This window comes from Metabacillus dongyingensis (genome assembly GCF_019933155.2).
In the GTDB taxonomy this organism is placed as follows: domain Bacteria; phylum Bacillota; class Bacilli; order Bacillales; family Bacillaceae; genus Bacillus_P; species Bacillus_P dongyingensis.
The window spans coordinates 2923885-2939640 of the sequence record NZ_CP082944.1 but is presented as its reverse complement, the minus strand read 5'-3'; the positions used below and the strand labels follow the sequence as shown (position 1 = coordinate 2939640).

Genomic DNA, 15756 nt, shown 5'->3' with positions numbered 1-15756 from the left:
CTCCATGCCTATCTTAATTAAAGACAGATTCAGAATTTATTAACAGCTAAAGGAAACAATAAATCTGATCTTAAATGAAGGAGACTTGGATATGGTAAAATGTTTGACTGCTTTGGTTTTAATGATATCCCTTGTGTTTACACCGGTAGGGGACAGCGTTTTGGAAAAAAATACTTCTTATGTGAGTGCAAAATCATTTAAAGGGGGAAAACGCCGCTATAATCCAAACAGCAATTATAATCAGCGGGATGCACCTCGTTCGAACTTTAGCGCCCGCAGGAACAATCCGGCCAGGGGAGGAATTATGAGAGGATTGCTGTACGGCGGAATCGCCGGACTGCTTCTTGGAGGTTTGCTTAGCAATCTAGGGTTTTTTGGAGGGATCCTTGGGCTGTTTATCAACCTATTTGCCATTTTGCTTTTCATTTTTATAATAAGAAAGTTAGTTCGATTTTTTACACATCGTGTAAATTAATTTTTACAAACTTATTCTTTTCAAAAGGATAAGTTTTTTTACTGCTCAGACTGTCCCCCGGATGTACTGACGAACACTGCAATAACTGGGGAAACCATATCTGCTAATTAAGAGTTTACAAGCTCTTCGGCAATACCACTGAAAATCTTACTTGAAAACGCACATTAGCCTTATTTAACAGCTTCTTCTCGATTTGTTCATAGTTTATTCATATTTGGGCGATATCATTGGATGTATGTTCAGCAAAAGAGAAATGGTTAAAGAAGGAGATTTGTTTATGAAGAATGTTTTAAAGAATAGGCTAACTTATGCTTTTCTGATGACTGGGATCTTAGGAGTGGGACTTGGATGGGGCATTACCTCCACTGCTGAAGAAGAAGTGGCAAGCGTAAATGGAGAAAAAATCAGCAAGGACGAGTTATACAATCTCCTGATGGACCAAGGCGGGACGCAGCTTGTCGATTACTTAATAACGGAAAAAATTATTGAACAGGAGTCAGATAAAAAAGACATAAACATCTCAAATGATGCTGTAGAAGAAGAATATCAGACGGTTATAGCGTCTTATGGGGGCGAAGAGGCCTTTATTCAGCAGCTTGAGACGAGTGGCGGCACCGTTGAAGATGTAAAAAAAGATCTGGAAACAAACTTGAAAATCGAAAAGCTTCTGGAGCCGGAAATTAAGATTTCAGAGGATGAAATGAAGACCTATTTTGATGAAAATAAAGAAAGTTTTGCAGAACCGGAACAAGTAAAAGCAAGTCATATTTTAGTAGAAGATGAGGCTGCAGCTAAAGAAGTGAAAGAGAAGCTTGACGGCGGAGCAGATTTTTCAGAGCTTGCGAAAGAATATTCAACAGACACTTCGAACAGTGAAAAAGGCGGTGACTTAGGTTACTTTGCAAAAGGCGATATGGTTACTGAATTTGAAGATGTGGCATTCGCTATGAAAGAAGGAGAAATCAGCGAGCCGGTTAAAACCGAGTTTGGCTATCACGTTATTAAATTTGAAGATAAAAAAGCAGCTGCAGAAGCAGTCTTTGATGACAAAAAAGAGGAAATTAAAGAAACATTGTTTGATCAAAAGATGCAAACGGTCTACACAACATGGCTTGAAGAGAAAAAAGATGAATATGATATTAAAAATACGCTTGAGAGTTGAAGAAGAGAAGGAGAGGATCCCTCTTCTTTTTCTATTTTCCAGCATTAATTGTACCGGATATACGAGCAGTGATGGTCAAAAGAAACAGACTTGATAGGTAGGTTTTTTAAGATATCGCTTATACATCTGTTAATGCAAAAAACTCTTTTCTTTCTGAAATTAGGAGGCTGCTGGAAAAAAGGGAGTGTTTCTATAAAATCGGAAAGTTTTTACCAGATTTTTGCTAGTAAACAGGTCATTTCGGATAGTAAAAGTCTCATTTTGGAAAGTAAACTTTCATTAACATAGAATATCACATTTAAGTAAACTAAAATAAAAATAAGTTGACATAAATCCCCTCCATTCTTTACCATGAAAGAGAAGGAAATGATGGAGGGATTACCATGGACTGGTTAACACTTGCAAACGAAGTAGTAAATGGAAAAGAATTAAATGAAGAGGAAGCACTGAGTATCTTAAACTCTGATGATGATGAACTATTAAGTTTACTGCAGGGTGCATTTACAATTCGCAAGCACTACTACGGAAAAAAAGTAAAGCTGAACATGATCATCAACACGAAGTCAGGTCTATGCCCTGAAAATTGCGGGTACTGTTCACAATCCAGTATTTCAACCGCGCCGATTGAAAAGTACCGCATGATGGACCGGGAAAGCATTCTTGCTGGAGCAGAAAGGGCTTATAATCTGAAGGTAGGCACATACTGCATCGTGGCAAGCGGTCGGGGACCATCTGAAAAAGAATTGGACACGGTTGTATCTGCAGTGAAAGACATAAAAGAACATTATGGACTTAAAGTATGTGCGTGTCTTGGTCTTTTAAAGCCAAATCAGGCCTCACGCTTAAAAGAAGCAGGAGTTGACCGCTACAATCACAATATCAATACATCAAAGGAACATCACGAATCGATTACAACATCCCATACATATGATAACCGTGTTGAAACGATAGAAGCTGTCAAGGCATCAGGGATCTCACCATGTTCAGGTGTCATCATCGGCATGAGAGAAACGAAAAAAGATGTCGTCAACATGGCATACAGCTTAAAGGTACTTGATGCAGACTCGATACCCGTTAACTTCCTTCATGCGATTGACGGCACTCCGCTTGAGGGGACAGACGACCTTGATCCGCGCTATTGCCTGAAGGTCCTTGCACTATTCCGTTTTATCAATCCGGCAAAAGAAATCCGCATCTCCGGGGGACGTGAAGTGAACCTTCGATCCCTTCAGCCGCTTGGGCTTTATGCTGCGAACTCTATTTTCGTCGGCGATTATTTAACGACTAAAGGCCAGGAAAGCACAAGTGACCATGAAATGCTGAAGGATTTAGGATTCGAAGTAGAGTTTGATTTTGAAGAAAATGAGGCGTTGACTGTATAAAAAAAGGGTCCCTTCCTAATAGAGGAGGGACCATTTTTTGTTCACAATTAAGTCGGATTAATTATGAAAGTCTGCTCATTCATTTTTTTTTATAGATTAATAAGTAGATTCAGGAATCGCTTCGTACTTTTCAGGATCAAGAGTATATACAGATTCATCACTTACGCCATTGATAATGCCCATTAAACCAGTTTCCACTGTTTTCACGAGCATTCCTTTTTGTTTTTGACCAAAGTTCTGTGTTTGTCCTTTTACTTCGAAAAGGACGGTTCCGCTTCCATTTAATGCAAATGAACCAAGTGCAGTTCCCGGCAGATCAAGACCTTGCTCATACAGGGAGATATTCGTGAATACAGAATCTCCTTTTGCCTGAAGGGCTTCATATGCGGCAACATTCAGCTGTCTTGAGAAATCATAGTTGTAGTCCGCTGCATATTGAGCATATTTTGCTCCTTCAGCTGAGCTTGGGTCTGGAACAAACTGTGCAGAGATTGACATTGTCGCGATTTCTCCTGTGTCCCCAACATATGGAAATCCTTGATGATGAAGATCCATGAATACATCGACTTTACCGAACTCGGCCTGAAGATCTTTATACACGTCTCTTACTGTTTGAGCTTCAGGTGTTATGTACCAGCCTGGTTTGCTGGAAGCACCAGGGAAATCAGCTGCATTTGGCACATAGTTTAAGTCAGGATGAAAATCACGGTTTACATCAAATCCTGGGTTTGCTGCATAATCATCACTTTGCAGGACTCTCGTATAATAGTTCCATGATGGCGTGGCTGAACTTAATTGCGGGTATCTTTCCACGACCTCCTGCCAGCTTAAATCATTTCCTCTGCGATCTAATTCAGAAGCATCCACATTCATCATTGGAATGGCCACAATCGTCATTTCTTCTCTGATTTTACTGGCTTCAGCAGAATTGCTTGAGCCAATGTTTTGAAGCGTATTCAATAATGCAGCGGTTCCTGTTTTTTCATTTCCATGAATTTCACTTTGAACGAGCAGAACTTTGTCTCCTTCACCGACTCTGGCCGTGTAAATTTCACGCCCCTGATTCGTATAGCCTGCCACATCCACAGAGACTTTTCCGCTGCTGCTCTGCTCAATTTGAGTAAGCCTTTGCTTAAGCTCCGCATAATCAATAAAACCTTGTGTTGATAATGTTTCGCCTGCAGATGGTTTAGCGGCTTCCATGTTTCCTGCCTGCGGAAAGACAAAAACAGAAGCTAAAACAGCGGTACCTAAAATCTTTTTCCATGATTTTTTTTTCAATCCAGTCACCTCATCCTTAATAGTTCTAACTGCAATCAGAATATACTGCAAAAAATCTTCCAATCCTTTCTGAATTGACAAAAATGACGCTATGGTTCTACAAGAACTTTCAATTTGTTATTTCTTCCAATCTATTTTCCTAGCAGACGGAAGTTCTTTCGCCTCACGAAATAAAAGGTTTTCTAAAGGAATAAGTTTTAGCTGAAGCAAACTCTTTTTGACTGACATTACTATTGTTGTATTATGAAAAAAGGTTGCTGTAGACCCACTCAGTCCTTACTTGGTAAGATGGTCAAGGAATAAAAAGTGGAGGACTTTTGGATGGAACAACAAAAATATGCGGATTTAAAACTGGGTGAGCGCGGCGCCATCATAAGCATCCTTGCATACCTGTGTTTATCTGCTTTAAAACTCATGATCGGATATACAGCAAATTCAGAAGCTTTAAAGGCTGATGGATTAAATAATGCGACCGATATCGTTGCGTCGATTGCAGTGTTAATAGGTTTAAGACTATCTCAAAAGCCAGCTGACAAGGATCATCCGTATGGGCATTGGAAAGCGGAAACGGTGGCTTCCCTAGTTGCATCTTTCATTATGATGGCAGTAGGGCTTCAAGTTCTTTATGGGGCAGTCATGTCAGTTTTTGAAGGGAAACAGGAATCGCCTGATTTACTTTCTGCATGGACAGGGATTTTCTGTGCTGCTATTATGTATTTCGTATATCGCTATAATAAAAAACTCGGCGAGAAAATCAAAAGCCAGGCAGTTATTGCCGCTGCAAAAGATAACCTTTCAGACGCATGGGTCAGCATTGGGATCGCAATCGGCATTATTGGATCCCAATTTTCACTTCCTTGGCTGGATCCTCTCGCTGCTGTCGTTGTGGGATTTCTGATTTGTAAAACAGCCTGGGATATTTTCAGAGAAGCCTCTCATCATTTAACAGACGGATTTGATGAGCAGGAAATTCAGGCGTTTAAAGAAACGACTCTCTCGCTGTATGGGGTAAAAGGCGTCAAAGAAATTAAAGCAAGAAACTATGGAAACAATACAGTCGTCGACATTGTCATCCTCGTCAATTCAAATTTGGATATTAGGGATGCGCATGATATTTCAACAAAAGTTGAAAACATTTTAATGAACAAGCATGATGTGTACAATGTACATGTTCATGTTGAACCGAATTGAATCTGTTTTTGCTTATAAAAAAAGGAGGGAGAACCGATGGATACCAACCTGCTTACAAATTTGATCCGCATTGGACTGCCGATTATCATCATTGGAGCATCCATATTCTGGACAATGAAAATGCCTTACACAAGAAGGTTAATTCCTCCAGTTACGCTTGCCATACTTGCTGCTGCTGTATTTGCTGCACCATATGCTCTTGAATGGATCAATGTCAGTGATCGGGACTTAGAATCAGTTTTATTAACGATTTATATCACACTTACTTTGATGCTCAGTTCTGTATTGAGTTTGATCACAGCTTTATTTGTGAAGAAAAAAGAGACAAAATAAATATGAAATAGAAAAGACACTTCTTTCATAGCAGAGAAGTGTTTTTTTATTGATTTGATTGGAATAAAGTTGAATTCGATAAATAAAAGGAATCCCAAAGGATTGTAAGAGGAAATCACTGCTGAAACGAGAACTACATAACTGCATAGATGAAAAAAAGGGGGGCTCCATATTGAGAAAAATGATTTTTCTCATGGCCTTTATTAGTATTTTTTTAATTAGTTGTTCATCATCAAAATCTTTTGAAGGAAGAATCAGCGATATTAAAAAAGGATATTTTGAAGTGGATTGTTCTAAAGAGGTGCAAAAGGGTGAGGAGAAAGGGGAATCCGCCGGGTATCCATGTACTGTTAAGCTGTCAGATGAAACCATTTTTCGCGACAATCATGGCAAAAAGCTCAAAGCTAGGCATTTTACAACAGGATTAGATATTAAAGTTGTTTTAGCCGATCGGAAAAAAATCAGTAAGAGCAAGGAAAGCAGAGAGGTGGAAGCCAGGGAGATCATTCTGCTTAATTAAAAGTGAAAATGCTTCTCTTTTGAACTTTTGAATTAAAAGAGAAGCATTTTCTATCTAAAAAGATTGATTATTTTTTTGTTTTCTTAAGTAAGAAACGAACAATATTAATAGTCCGCCAACAATAAACCCTGCGAGAACCCCTAACGGAAACTCTCCTTTATTAACTCCAACGATTAATCCGCCAACACAGGCACCCATTATAATCATGAATACTCGAAAAACTGAGTTTTTCATTCCTGCACCTCTTATTTATTTGTTTTGAGGCTCTTGAACACTCGGCCATTTTTGCTGCAGAGCATGAATAAATGTTTTTACAATCTTCTTATCTTCAATGACTGGTGAATAAATATAAGACAATGTCCGTGTAAAATTCTGGTTTTTCATTTTAATGATGGACAGGTTCTTATTCTGTACATCTCTTTCAATGACACTTCTTGATAGAAAGGATAGTCCCATGCCATTAATCAGGGTTTCCTTAATACCCTGATTGCTGCTTATAGTGAGAAGCGATTTCACTTTTAATCCGTTAGTCCGGATCACATGATTGAGGAATTCGCGTGTGCCTGAACCTACTTCTCTTGTGACCCACGGCTGATTTTGAAGATCTGCGAATGTCACCTCATTTTTTGAAGCGAGCTCATGATTTCTGGAGGAAACAATAAATAGCTCATCCTGCATAAATGGATGCACAGAGAGCTCTTTTTCATTTGTCTGTCCTTCTATAAGGCCAATATCTACTTGGTGCATGCGGACAGATTGTATGATCTCTTCTGTATTTCCGATAAGAACCTGCAGCTCAAGCTCCGGGTATTTATTTTGAAGGTCAAGGAGTAAAGACGGTAAAATATACTCGCCGATGGTAAAACTGGCGCCAATTTTCAATTCTCCCTTTATCGAATTCTGATGCTCTAAAATATCCTGTCTTGTTTGTTCGTAAAGGGTAATCATCCGTTTTGCGCGATCATATAAAATCTCGCCTGTCGGAGTAATCTGCAGGAATTTTGGCGAACGCAAAAATAACGTCGTCTGAAATTCTTTTTCGAGATTTTTAATATGCAAGCTTACACTCGGCTGCGACATACGGAGATTTTCGGCTGTTTTCGTAAAGTTCTTAATCTCTGCAAGGGTCACAAATGTTTTTAATGCGTCATAATACAAAAGAAGCCCACCTTATGATTAGTAATCTTAATTATAACAATAAATTAAATGTATTTTACTAATTTTCTGTTTTCGGGTAAAGTAGAAATAGTATTTTTTAATTGGAGAAAAAGGTAAATCGATAGGTATGATTTTACCCTAAAAACCAACTTAATTTATAGGGATAATCAAAATGATTCTTTCTTTCTATAAAATAAACTGGATTTTTCCTTAATAATGATTTGAAAAAAGTGTTAAATTTCTTTGTGAGGTGGGAAACGTTGCAACTTCAGGTAACTAACAGTCCGTTCAGTCAGGAGCAGGCAGAGCTCCTTAACCGCATTCTGCCAACGCTGTCAGAAACACAGAAAATCTGGCTGACAGGGTATTTAACAGCAGCTCAGTCTCAGTCGATTCAGACAGCACCGGGGACTCAATCATCAGAATTGACTGTACAAAGCAGTGAGGCAGCCGTCTCTAAAGAAGTAACCATTTTATACGGATCACAAACAGGCAATGCTCAAGCACTTGCTGAGAATGCAGGCAAAACTCTTTCAGAGCAGGGTTTGCAAGTGACGATCTCGTCGATGAATGATTTTAAGCCGAATCAATTAAAGAAAGTAAAAAACCTTCTGATTGTCGTAAGTACACATGGAGAAGGCACTCCGCCGGATAATGCGCTCTCGTTTCACGAATTTCTGCACGGCAGACGCGCGCCTAAACTTGATGGCCTTAGCTTTTCCGTTCTGTCTCTTGGTGACAGCTCGTATGAGTTTTTCTGCCAGACAGGCAAGGACTTTGATCAGAAGCTTGAAGAACTTGGAGGCACACGGATTCATCCGCGAACAGACTGTGATCTTGATTATGATGATCAAGCAGCAGAATGGCTTCAGGGAGTTCTTGGCAGCTTAATGCAGGATCCGGGAGGAAGTCAGGAATCATCTGTACAGACATCATCTTTACAGGTAACTGAATCCGTTTATTCCAGAACAAACCCATTTCGTGCAGAAGTGCTTGAGAATCTTAATTTAAACGGACGCGGTTCAAATAAAGAAACACACCATCTTGAGCTGTCCCTTGAAGGATCTGGGCTCTCGTTCGAGCCGGGTGACAGCCTTGGCGTATACCCGGAAAATGATCCGGCACTAGTTGACTTGCTGATTCAGGAGATGAACTGGGATGCTGATAAAGAGATAACCGTAAATAAACAGGGGGATGTCCTTCCGCTTAAAAAAGCACTTATATCCCATTATGAAATCACGGTTTTAACAAAGCCTCTTCTTGAGCAGGCAGCTAAGCTTTCTGAAAGTGCGGAATTACAGGAGCTGACATTGCCTGAACAAAAAGAAAAATCTAAAGCATACATTGAAGGACGCGATTTGCTTGATTTGGTCAGAGATTTTGGACCATGGAATGCATCAGCAGAAGAATTCGTTTCGATTCTAAGAAAAATGCCTGCCCGTCTTTATTCAATTGCAAGCAGCTTATCAGCAAATCCTGATGAAGTCCATTTGACAATCGGAGCTGTTCGCTATGAAACACACGGGCGTGAGCGAAACGGCGTCTGCTCGATTTTATGTGCAGAGCGGCTTCAGCCAGGGGAGACCCTTCCGGTTTACATACAGCGGAACCAGAATTTTAAGCTCCCTCAAAATCCGGATACACCGATCATCATGGTTGGACCTGGGACTGGGATAGCGCCTTTCCGTTCTTTCATTCAGGAAAGAGAAGAAACAGGGGCAGAAGGAAAGTCTTGGCTGTTCTTCGGTGATCAGCATTTCGTAACGGACTTCCTTTACCAGACAGAATGGCAAAAATGGCTTGAAAACGAAGTGCTGACAAGAATGGATGTTGCGTTTTCCCGTGACACGAATGAAAAAGTTTATGTGCAGCACCGGATGCTTGAACAGAGCAAAGAATTGTTTAAATGGATCCAAGAGGGAGCGGTTGTTTACATCTGCGGCGATGAGAAAAACATGGCCCATGATGTTCATAACACTTTAATTAAGATTTTTGAAAATGAAGGCGGCATGAGCCGTGAAAAAGCAGAAGAGTATCTTGCAGATATGCAGCAGCAAAAACGCTATCAGCGTGATGTATACTGAGTTCTAGATTGAAAGGGGTATTTCAGCATGGTGAACAAATTATTAACAGCGCCGGATGGCCCGCCAAGTGATGTAGAAGATATTAAGGAAAGAAGCAATTATTTGCGCGGTACATTGAAGGAAGTCATGCAGGACCGGATCAGTGGCGGAATTCCTGACGATGACAACCGTCTCATGAAGCATCATGGCAGTTATTTGCAGGATGACCGTGATCTTCGAAATGAGCGTCAAAAGCAAAAGCTTGAACCTGCTTATCAGTTTATGCTCCGTGTCCGCATGCCGGGCGGGGTGGCGAAGCCAGAACAATGGCTTGTAATGGACGATCTTGCCCAAAAGTACGGAAATGGCACGTTAAAGCTGACTACGCGCCAGACCTTTCAAATGCACGGCATATTAAAATGGAATATGAAGCCTACCATTCAGGAAATTCATGCTTCGATGCTGGATACCATTGCTGCCTGCGGCGATGTAAACCGGAACGTGATGTGCATTTCGAATCCTTATCAATCTGACATTCACTCTGAAGTATATGAATGGTCAAGAAAACTGAGTGATGATTTGCTGCCTCGCACGAGAGCGTACCACGAAATTTGGCTTGATGAAGAAAAAGTAGCGGGAACACCTGACACAGAAGAAGTTGAGCCAATGTATGGTCCGCTGTACTTGCCGAGGAAGTTTAAGATCGGCATTGCGGTGCCGCCTTCAAATGACATCGATGTCTTTTCACAGGATCTTGGCTTCATTGCAATCGTGGATGAAGGAAAACTAAGAGGGTTCAACATAGCAATCGGCGGGGGAATGGGAATGTCCCACGGTGATAAAGCGACATATCCGCAGCTGGCAAAAGTAATTGGATTCTGCGCTCCTCATCAAATTGTCGATGTGGCTGAAAAGATCATTACCATTCAACGGGATTATGGAAATCGTTCTGTCCGCAAAAATGCCCGTTTCAAGTACACAGTTGACCGCTTAGGGCTGGATACGGTAAAAGAAGAACTTGAAAACCGCCTGGGATGGAATCTTGAAGAAGCAAAGAGCTATCACTTTGACAATAACGGTGACCGATATGGCTGGGTAAAAGGAATGGATGGCAAGTGGCACTTTACTCTTTTTGTAGAAGGCGGACGCGTAGCAGATTTTGATGGCTACCAGCTGATGACCGGTCTGCGTGAGATTGCAAAAGTCCATAAAGGTGAAATCCGGCTTACTGCCAATCAAAACTTAATTATTTCTAATGTCCCAAGCCATCAAAGAAAAAAAATCAACGATCTGATTGACCAATACGGGCTGACTGACGGCAAGCATTACTCTGCCCTTCGCCGCAGCTCTCTCGCATGTGTTGCCCTGCCGACATGCGGCCTTGCAATGGCTGAAGCCGAACGCTACTTGCCGGTGCTGATTGATAAAATTGAAGCAATCGTTGATGAAAACGGATTGCGAAACGAAGAGATAACCATTCGAATGACTGGCTGCCCAAATGGCTGTGCACGCCATGCTTTGGGTGAGATTGCCTTTATAGGCAAAGCCCCAGGCAAGTACAATATGTATTTGGGCGCAGCTTTTGACGGCAGCCGCCTGAGCAAGATGTACAGAGAAAACATCGGGGAAGAAGAGATTTTAAGCGAACTTCGCGTCCTTCTTTCACGCTACGCAAAAGAACGGACAGAGAAAGAACACTTTGGAGACTTTGTCGTTCGGGCAGGTGTCATAAAAGAAGTAACAGACGGCACAAATTTTCATGATTGATGAAAGACAGGATCTTCCTGTCTTTTTATTTTGGAAAGAAACAGGAAATAATAGAAGTGGATTGAAAACGAATGTACGTTCGTGTATAGTTAGTTTAGATAGTACTTCCTATAAAAGAAGGTAGAAATGATGGCTGAAGCCCTGAAAAATATTTATAATGAATCTTTTATTGAAGCGTTAATTGCTGCAATAGATCAAGAATACTCTTTATTTGATTCCGAACAATTCCGGACACATTTCTTTGAAGAAGGCTGGGAGAATTTAGCGCTAAAGCAGCGGATGAGAAAGATTACAGTGTGTTTAAAAAATTCACTGCCTGAGGACTATCAGGATGCTCTCCAGATTTTATATAAAATTGCACCTCATTTTAATGGTCTTGGCGGCATCATTTTCCCCGATTACGTGGAGCAATATGGTTTGCAGGAATGGGATGAATCAATGCATGCGTTAGCTTACTTTACAGAATTCTCAACTTCAGAATTTGCAGTCCGTCCTTTTTTAATTAAAGATGGAAAGCGTATGCTTGAGCAAATGCTGAAGTGGTCTACCCATTCGAATGAGCATGTAAGAAGACTTGCTAGCGAAGGGAGCAGACCAAGACTTCCTTGGGGAGCAGCGGTTCCTTCATTAAAAGAAGACCCCCGGCAAACATTGCCGATCTTAGAAAACCTGAAAAATGATCATTCTTTATATGTCCGCAAGAGTGTGGCCAATCATCTAAATGATATTTCCTATACACACTCTGAGTTTGTTTTAAGCATTGCGAATGAATGGATCGGAAAGAACAATTATACGGATTGGATAATCAAACATGCCTGCCGTTCATTGCTTAAAAAAGGAAACAGAGAAGCACTTGCGTTATTTGGATATGGAAATGACAGCCCAATAAAAATTGAGCATCTGACACTTCATCCCGATACTATCCGGATTGGAGACAGTATTCAGTTTACATTTCATATTTCAGCAGAAAGCACAATTCCTGTCAGGTTGGAATATGCAATAGATTATGTGAAATCACGGGGACAGCGAAACCGAAAGATATTCATGCTGAAAACATGCCATATGAAGCAGGGAGAAAAAAACACCATCACAAAAACTCACGCTTTTAAAGATTTAACAACAAGAAAGCATTATAAAGGAATACATACCATATCGATCGTTATTAATGGTGCAGTAAAAGCAGAGAAAGATTTTATCATCAAATGACAGACTGCTGGAACAATGAAAAAAAGTCCTCGGAGGAGGACTTTATTCATTAGTCATCTTGTCTGTCTTTATCATTCATATCTTCAGGGTCTTCAATTGGATCTTCTGGATCTTTCTCTCCATTTTCTTCGTCATCTTTGTTCATTGTGTCATCTTCATCTAAACCAGGCACATCTCCATTTTGTTCTTCTTGAGGAGCTTCATCATTTTGCTCTTCTTCTGGGGGTGCCGGATCTTGATCATCATTAGTTGCGCATCCAGCTAAAATTAAAGCAGAGAAACATACACTAAATAGTACAGATAACCATCTTTTATTCATTGTGTTACTCCTTCCATTAATTAGAATGATTGTTAATTCTGTTTTATATTTCCCTTAAGAATTTTATTTATCAGTAATTTTTAAAAAAAATAGTTGAAAACGTTAATAAAGAATTCATACTGTGTTTAAAAGTTGTTAACATAATGTTCACGTTTACAAGTATCCAGGAAATCTGAATGGTGATAAACTAAAAGTAGAAAATTGGATGATTTTAGGGAGGAATCAAGCATGTCTCATTTTGGTGAACATTTAAAACATTACCGAGAGCTGAAAAACATGAGTCAGGAAGAACTTGCTTTTAAAGCGCGACTTGGACGGCAAACCATCGAAAAGTATGAATCCGGTGTAAAAGTTCCCGATACCCAAACCATCTTAAAACTCTCCACTGTCCTTGATGTTCCAGCATCAGAGCTAGTTGATAAAGAGCATTTTCAAAAGAAAAACAAAATAAATTAATCGTTATGTTTAAAAAAGGCGTTTCCTATAAAAAAGGAAACGCCTTTTTTCGGAGAGAAATCCATTTTATTAAATCTATTCCAACTTCTCATTTAGAGAATAGGTCTTCAGGGGCAGGAGATTATGAGGAAGGGGGGACATAAAAGAAGGCAGGATAGATCATATATAAGACAGCATTTAATAAAGGATAATTGTGATTGGAAGCGGGTTCTCACCATTTTATTTGTATGACTTTTAATATTCAACTAACAAAAAACACCTTCCATTACTGGAAGGTGTGATTGTAGTCCATCCTTTTATCGTCTGCTTTTTTCGCCGCCTTTTTGCCCAATCTCCTGGTAAAACTCTTTATCATGAGAATCAGCTGTAGCTTGTCCGCCTTTGCGTCCCGCTTCTTCGCGGCTCATTTTACCGTTATCGCCAGAGCTGCTGCTGTTAGAATTCGATTGATTTTGGTTAGAGGAGCTAGCTTGTCCGCCTTTGCGTCCTGCTTCTTCGCGGCTCATTTTATCATTATTGTTTGAGCTGTTGTTAGAATTCGATTGGTTTTGGTTAGAGGAGCTTGCTTGTCCGCCTTTGCGTCCTGCTTCCTCGCGGCTCATTTTATCATTATTGTTTGAACTGCTGTTGTTAGAATTCGATTGATTTTGCTGAGCGGCATTTGCTTCGCCGCCTTTTTTTCCGATTTCCTGGTAAAATTCCTTATCATGAGAATCAGCTGTAGCCTGTCCGCCCATCCGTCCTGCTTCTTCGCGGCTCATTTTGCCATTGTTTTGATTAGCCATTGAAAATACCTCCTAATAAATTTGGATTTTTTAACCACACTTTTTTAATACCCGTCAGCTTAGCAATCAAACTGCTTTTTTATCATTACGGCCAAATGTACTAGATAAGAATGTAATAATTAGATAAATAAAACTGAAAATATCATTTCTATATATGATTATCAATTAATCCCTTTATCCTGTTGTGCCAGTGCTAACAGGATGGAATGAAAGAGCGATAATCTTTTCACAAATATAAAAAAAGATATTGGCAATGATAAATCAAGGAGGGTGATAGGATGTATTTCTTGTTAAATATACTGGGTGTACTAGTGGTAATTGGAATTGTTTATATTTGTTCACCTAATAAAAGGAATGTTAAATGGAAAGCTATTCTTACCTTGATCGTTGTTGAATTCATAATTACTTGGTTCATGTTATCGACTAAAATCGGGACATGGGTCATCAATCAAATTGCAGCTTTCTTTACCTGGCTGATTGCTTGTGCAAATGAAGGAATTTCTTTTGTTTTCCCATCAGCAATGGCAAATGAGCAGGTAGATTTCTTTTTCAGTGCATTAATGCCGATTATTTTCATTATTACGTTTTTTGACATTTTATCGTATTTCGGTATCCTGACCTGGATTATCGATAAAGTAGGCTGGCTCATCTCAAAAGTATCCGGATTGCCAAAACTTGAGAGCTTTTTTTCCATTCAGATGATGTTCCTTGGAAATACCGAAGCTCTTGCTGTTCTGCGTCTCCAGCTTGGTGCTATAAAAACTCAGAGATTGCTGACATTTGGAATAATGGGCATGAGCAGTATTAGCGGATCCATTATCGGGGCTTATTTATCCATGGTTCCTGCTACATATGTGTTTGTTGCTATTCCATTAAACTGTTTAAACGCACTGCTGATCGCTAACATGCTTAATCCTGTAGCTGTCAGCAAAGAGGAGGATGTCGTATATGTTCCTACTAAAGAGGAACGTAAAGATTTCTTTTCCACTATTTCTAACAGTATGCTTGTGGGAATCAAGATGGTTATTGTCATTACAGCTATGGTAATCGGTTATGTAGCATTGACGGCCAGCTTAAACGGTATATTAAGTTTCTTTGTCAACGGTTTGACGATTCAAAAAATCTTCTCAGTTCTTTTTAGTCCATTCGCTTTCTTGCTAGGTTTAACTGGGAGTGATGCGATGTATGTTGCTCAATTAATGGGAATCAAACTTGCTACCAATGAGTTTGTTGCCTTGCTCGATTTAAAAGATAAAGTTGACACCCTTGCTCCGCATACTGTGGCCGTTGCAGTGACATTCCTCACCTCATTTGCCAACTTCAGTACAGTAGGCATGATTTATGGAACATTTAATTCCATCCTTGATGAAGAAAAATCGCACATTATCGGAAGGAATGTCTGGAAGATGCTGCTGAGCGGAATGGCTGTTTCCTTGTTAAGTGCTATGGTTGTTGGATTATTCATTTGGTAAATAGGTTACTGATATAAAAGAATGTAAGAAGGAAAACAAGATACAATAAGGGGAAAAGTAAGGTTACTTTCATCTTCAAGTTAAGGAGGGGGCGTTAATTCAGAAGGATTAACGTCTTTTTTCTTTATTAATGGCGCTTGGATTTAATTCTCCCATTACCGCAGATACTGTCTTTTATACGTATGT

15 protein-coding genes and 2 pseudogenes are annotated in these 15756 nt (G+C 39.9%); 11 read left to right on the top strand and 6 right to left on the bottom strand.

Annotation, left to right across the window (positions count from 1 at the left end; all coding sequences use genetic code 11):
• The first annotated feature begins 91 nt into the window (after positions 1-91).
• The 3 genes from K8L98_RS14600 to bioB all read left to right on the top strand — a co-directional run bounded on the left by K8L98_RS14600 (position 92) and on the right by bioB (position 3019).
• Entirely contained in the window at positions 92-475 is a 384-nt protein-coding gene (locus tag K8L98_RS14600; RefSeq protein ID WP_223435721.1) for a hypothetical protein, read from the top strand.
• Positions 476-752: 277 nt separating this feature from the next.
• A complete protein-coding gene (locus tag K8L98_RS14595; RefSeq protein WP_223435720.1) occupies positions 753-1637 on the top strand; it encodes a foldase protein PrsA in 885 nt (294 codons plus the stop codon).
• A gap of 383 nt (positions 1638-2020) precedes the next feature.
• Entirely contained in the window at positions 2021-3019 is a 999-nt protein-coding gene (bioB, locus tag K8L98_RS14590) for a biotin synthase BioB (protein WP_223435719.1), read from the top strand.
• 96 nt (positions 3020-3115) lie between these two features.
• Here the strand turns inward: bioB and K8L98_RS14585 are convergent, their stop codons facing one another.
• Complete coding sequence (locus tag K8L98_RS14585; RefSeq protein ID WP_223435718.1) at positions 3116-4300, bottom strand: M14 family zinc carboxypeptidase; 1185 nt, start codon at positions 4298-4300, stop codon at positions 3116-3118.
• Between the two features lie 321 nt (positions 4301-4621).
• Here K8L98_RS14585 and K8L98_RS14580 point away from each other — a divergent pair, with 321 nt between their 5' ends.
• The 3 genes from K8L98_RS14580 (at position 4622) to K8L98_RS14570 (ending at position 6344) form a co-directional block, all read left to right on the top strand.
• Positions 4622-5491, top strand: coding sequence for a cation diffusion facilitator family transporter (locus K8L98_RS14580; protein WP_223435717.1), 870 nt, complete (start codon positions 4622-4624; stop codon positions 5489-5491).
• A 36-nt stretch (positions 5492-5527) separates the two neighbouring features.
• A complete protein-coding gene (locus tag K8L98_RS14575) occupies positions 5528-5824 on the top strand; it encodes a hypothetical protein (RefSeq protein ID WP_223435716.1) in 297 nt (98 codons plus the stop codon).
• Between the two features lie 172 nt (positions 5825-5996).
• On the top strand, positions 5997-6344 hold the full coding sequence (locus K8L98_RS14570; RefSeq protein ID WP_223435715.1) for a hypothetical protein: 348 nt from the start codon (positions 5997-5999) through the stop codon (positions 6342-6344).
• A 54-nt stretch (positions 6345-6398) separates the two neighbouring features.
• Here K8L98_RS14570 and K8L98_RS14565 read toward each other — a convergent pair whose 3' ends face one another.
• The gene (locus K8L98_RS14565; protein ID WP_223435714.1) at positions 6399-6578 is read right to left on the bottom strand and encodes a hypothetical protein; all 180 of its coding nucleotides are present in this window, start codon (positions 6576-6578) and stop codon (positions 6399-6401) included.
• 15 nt (positions 6579-6593) lie between these two features.
• A complete protein-coding gene (locus K8L98_RS14560; RefSeq protein WP_223435712.1) occupies positions 6594-7502 on the bottom strand; it encodes a LysR family transcriptional regulator in 909 nt (302 codons plus the stop codon).
• A 260-nt stretch (positions 7503-7762) separates the two neighbouring features.
• Between K8L98_RS14560 and K8L98_RS14555 the strand changes: the two genes are divergently transcribed.
• The 3 genes from K8L98_RS14555 to K8L98_RS14545 all read left to right on the top strand — a co-directional run bounded on the left by K8L98_RS14555 (position 7763) and on the right by K8L98_RS14545 (position 12538).
• Positions 7763-9586 carry an assimilatory sulfite reductase (NADPH) flavoprotein subunit gene (locus tag K8L98_RS14555; RefSeq protein WP_223435710.1) on the top strand — a complete coding sequence of 608 codons (1824 nt, stop codon included), beginning with the start codon at positions 7763-7765 and terminating at the stop codon, positions 9584-9586.
• A gap of 27 nt (positions 9587-9613) precedes the next feature.
• Positions 9614-11332: an assimilatory sulfite reductase (NADPH) hemoprotein subunit gene (cysI, locus tag K8L98_RS14550; protein WP_223435709.1), complete on the top strand. Its 1719-nt coding sequence runs from the start codon at positions 9614-9616 to the stop codon at positions 11330-11332.
• A gap of 129 nt (positions 11333-11461) precedes the next feature.
• Positions 11462-12538, top strand: a complete 1077-nt coding sequence (locus K8L98_RS14545; protein WP_223435707.1) for a DNA alkylation repair protein — start codon at positions 11462-11464, stop codon at positions 12536-12538.
• A 49-nt stretch (positions 12539-12587) separates the two neighbouring features.
• On the opposite strand, the gene K8L98_RS14540 is transcribed toward K8L98_RS14545, so the two are convergent.
• The gene (locus K8L98_RS14540; RefSeq protein ID WP_223435706.1) at positions 12588-12857 is read right to left on the bottom strand and encodes a hypothetical protein; all 270 of its coding nucleotides are present in this window, start codon (positions 12855-12857) and stop codon (positions 12588-12590) included.
• A 228-nt stretch (positions 12858-13085) separates the two neighbouring features.
• Here K8L98_RS14540 and K8L98_RS14535 point away from each other — a divergent pair, with 228 nt between their 5' ends.
• Positions 13086-13313 (top strand): helix-turn-helix domain-containing protein, encoded by a 228-nt coding sequence (locus tag K8L98_RS14535; RefSeq protein ID WP_223435705.1) that lies wholly within the window; start codon positions 13086-13088, stop codon positions 13311-13313.
• Positions 13314-13612: 299 nt separating this feature from the next.
• On the opposite strand, the pseudogene K8L98_RS27000 reads toward K8L98_RS14535, so the two are convergent.
• Together K8L98_RS27000 and K8L98_RS26995 are read right to left on the bottom strand one after the other, a co-directional pair.
• A pseudogene (locus K8L98_RS27000) lies at positions 13613-13720 on the bottom strand (KGG domain-containing protein); the annotation flags it as partial.
• A 255-nt stretch (positions 13721-13975) separates the two neighbouring features.
• Positions 13976-14050: pseudogene (locus K8L98_RS26995) on the bottom strand (KGG domain-containing protein); the annotation flags it as partial.
• Positions 14051-14376: 326 nt separating this feature from the next.
• On the opposite strand from K8L98_RS26995, the gene K8L98_RS14525 reads away from it, so the two are divergent.
• Positions 14377-15570: a nucleoside transporter C-terminal domain-containing protein gene (locus K8L98_RS14525; RefSeq protein WP_223435703.1), complete on the top strand. Its 1194-nt coding sequence runs from the start codon at positions 14377-14379 to the stop codon at positions 15568-15570.
• Positions 15571-15756 lie beyond the last annotated feature (186 nt).

Excerpts from the sequence above, each read along its gene's own strand:
- K8L98_RS14600 (WP_223435721.1), top strand. The coding sequence starts at position 92 with ATGGTAAAATGTTTGACTGCTTTGGTTTTAATGATATCCCTTGTGTTT.
- K8L98_RS14595 (WP_223435720.1), top strand. The coding sequence starts at position 753 with ATGAAGAATGTTTTAAAGAATAGGCTAACTTATGCTTTTCTGATGACT.
- bioB (WP_223435719.1), top strand. The coding sequence starts at position 2,021 with ATGGACTGGTTAACACTTGCAAACGAAGTAGTAAATGGAAAAGAATTA.
- K8L98_RS14580 (WP_223435717.1), top strand. The coding sequence starts at position 4,622 with ATGGAACAACAAAAATATGCGGATTTAAAACTGGGTGAGCGCGGCGCC.
- K8L98_RS14575 (WP_223435716.1), top strand. The coding sequence starts at position 5,528 with ATGGATACCAACCTGCTTACAAATTTGATCCGCATTGGACTGCCGATT.
- K8L98_RS14565 (WP_223435714.1), bottom strand. The coding sequence starts at position 6,578 with ATGAAAAACTCAGTTTTTCGAGTATTCATGATTATAATGGGTGCCTGT.
- cysI (WP_223435709.1), top strand. The coding sequence starts at position 9,614 with ATGGTGAACAAATTATTAACAGCGCCGGATGGCCCGCCAAGTGATGTA.
- K8L98_RS14545 (WP_223435707.1), top strand. The coding sequence starts at position 11,462 with ATGGCTGAAGCCCTGAAAAATATTTATAATGAATCTTTTATTGAAGCG.
- K8L98_RS14540 (WP_223435706.1), bottom strand. The coding sequence starts at position 12,857 with ATGAATAAAAGATGGTTATCTGTACTATTTAGTGTATGTTTCTCTGCT.
- K8L98_RS14535 (WP_223435705.1), top strand. The coding sequence starts at position 13,086 with ATGTCTCATTTTGGTGAACATTTAAAACATTACCGAGAGCTGAAAAAC.
- K8L98_RS14525 (WP_223435703.1), top strand. The coding sequence starts at position 14,377 with ATGTATTTCTTGTTAAATATACTGGGTGTACTAGTGGTAATTGGAATT.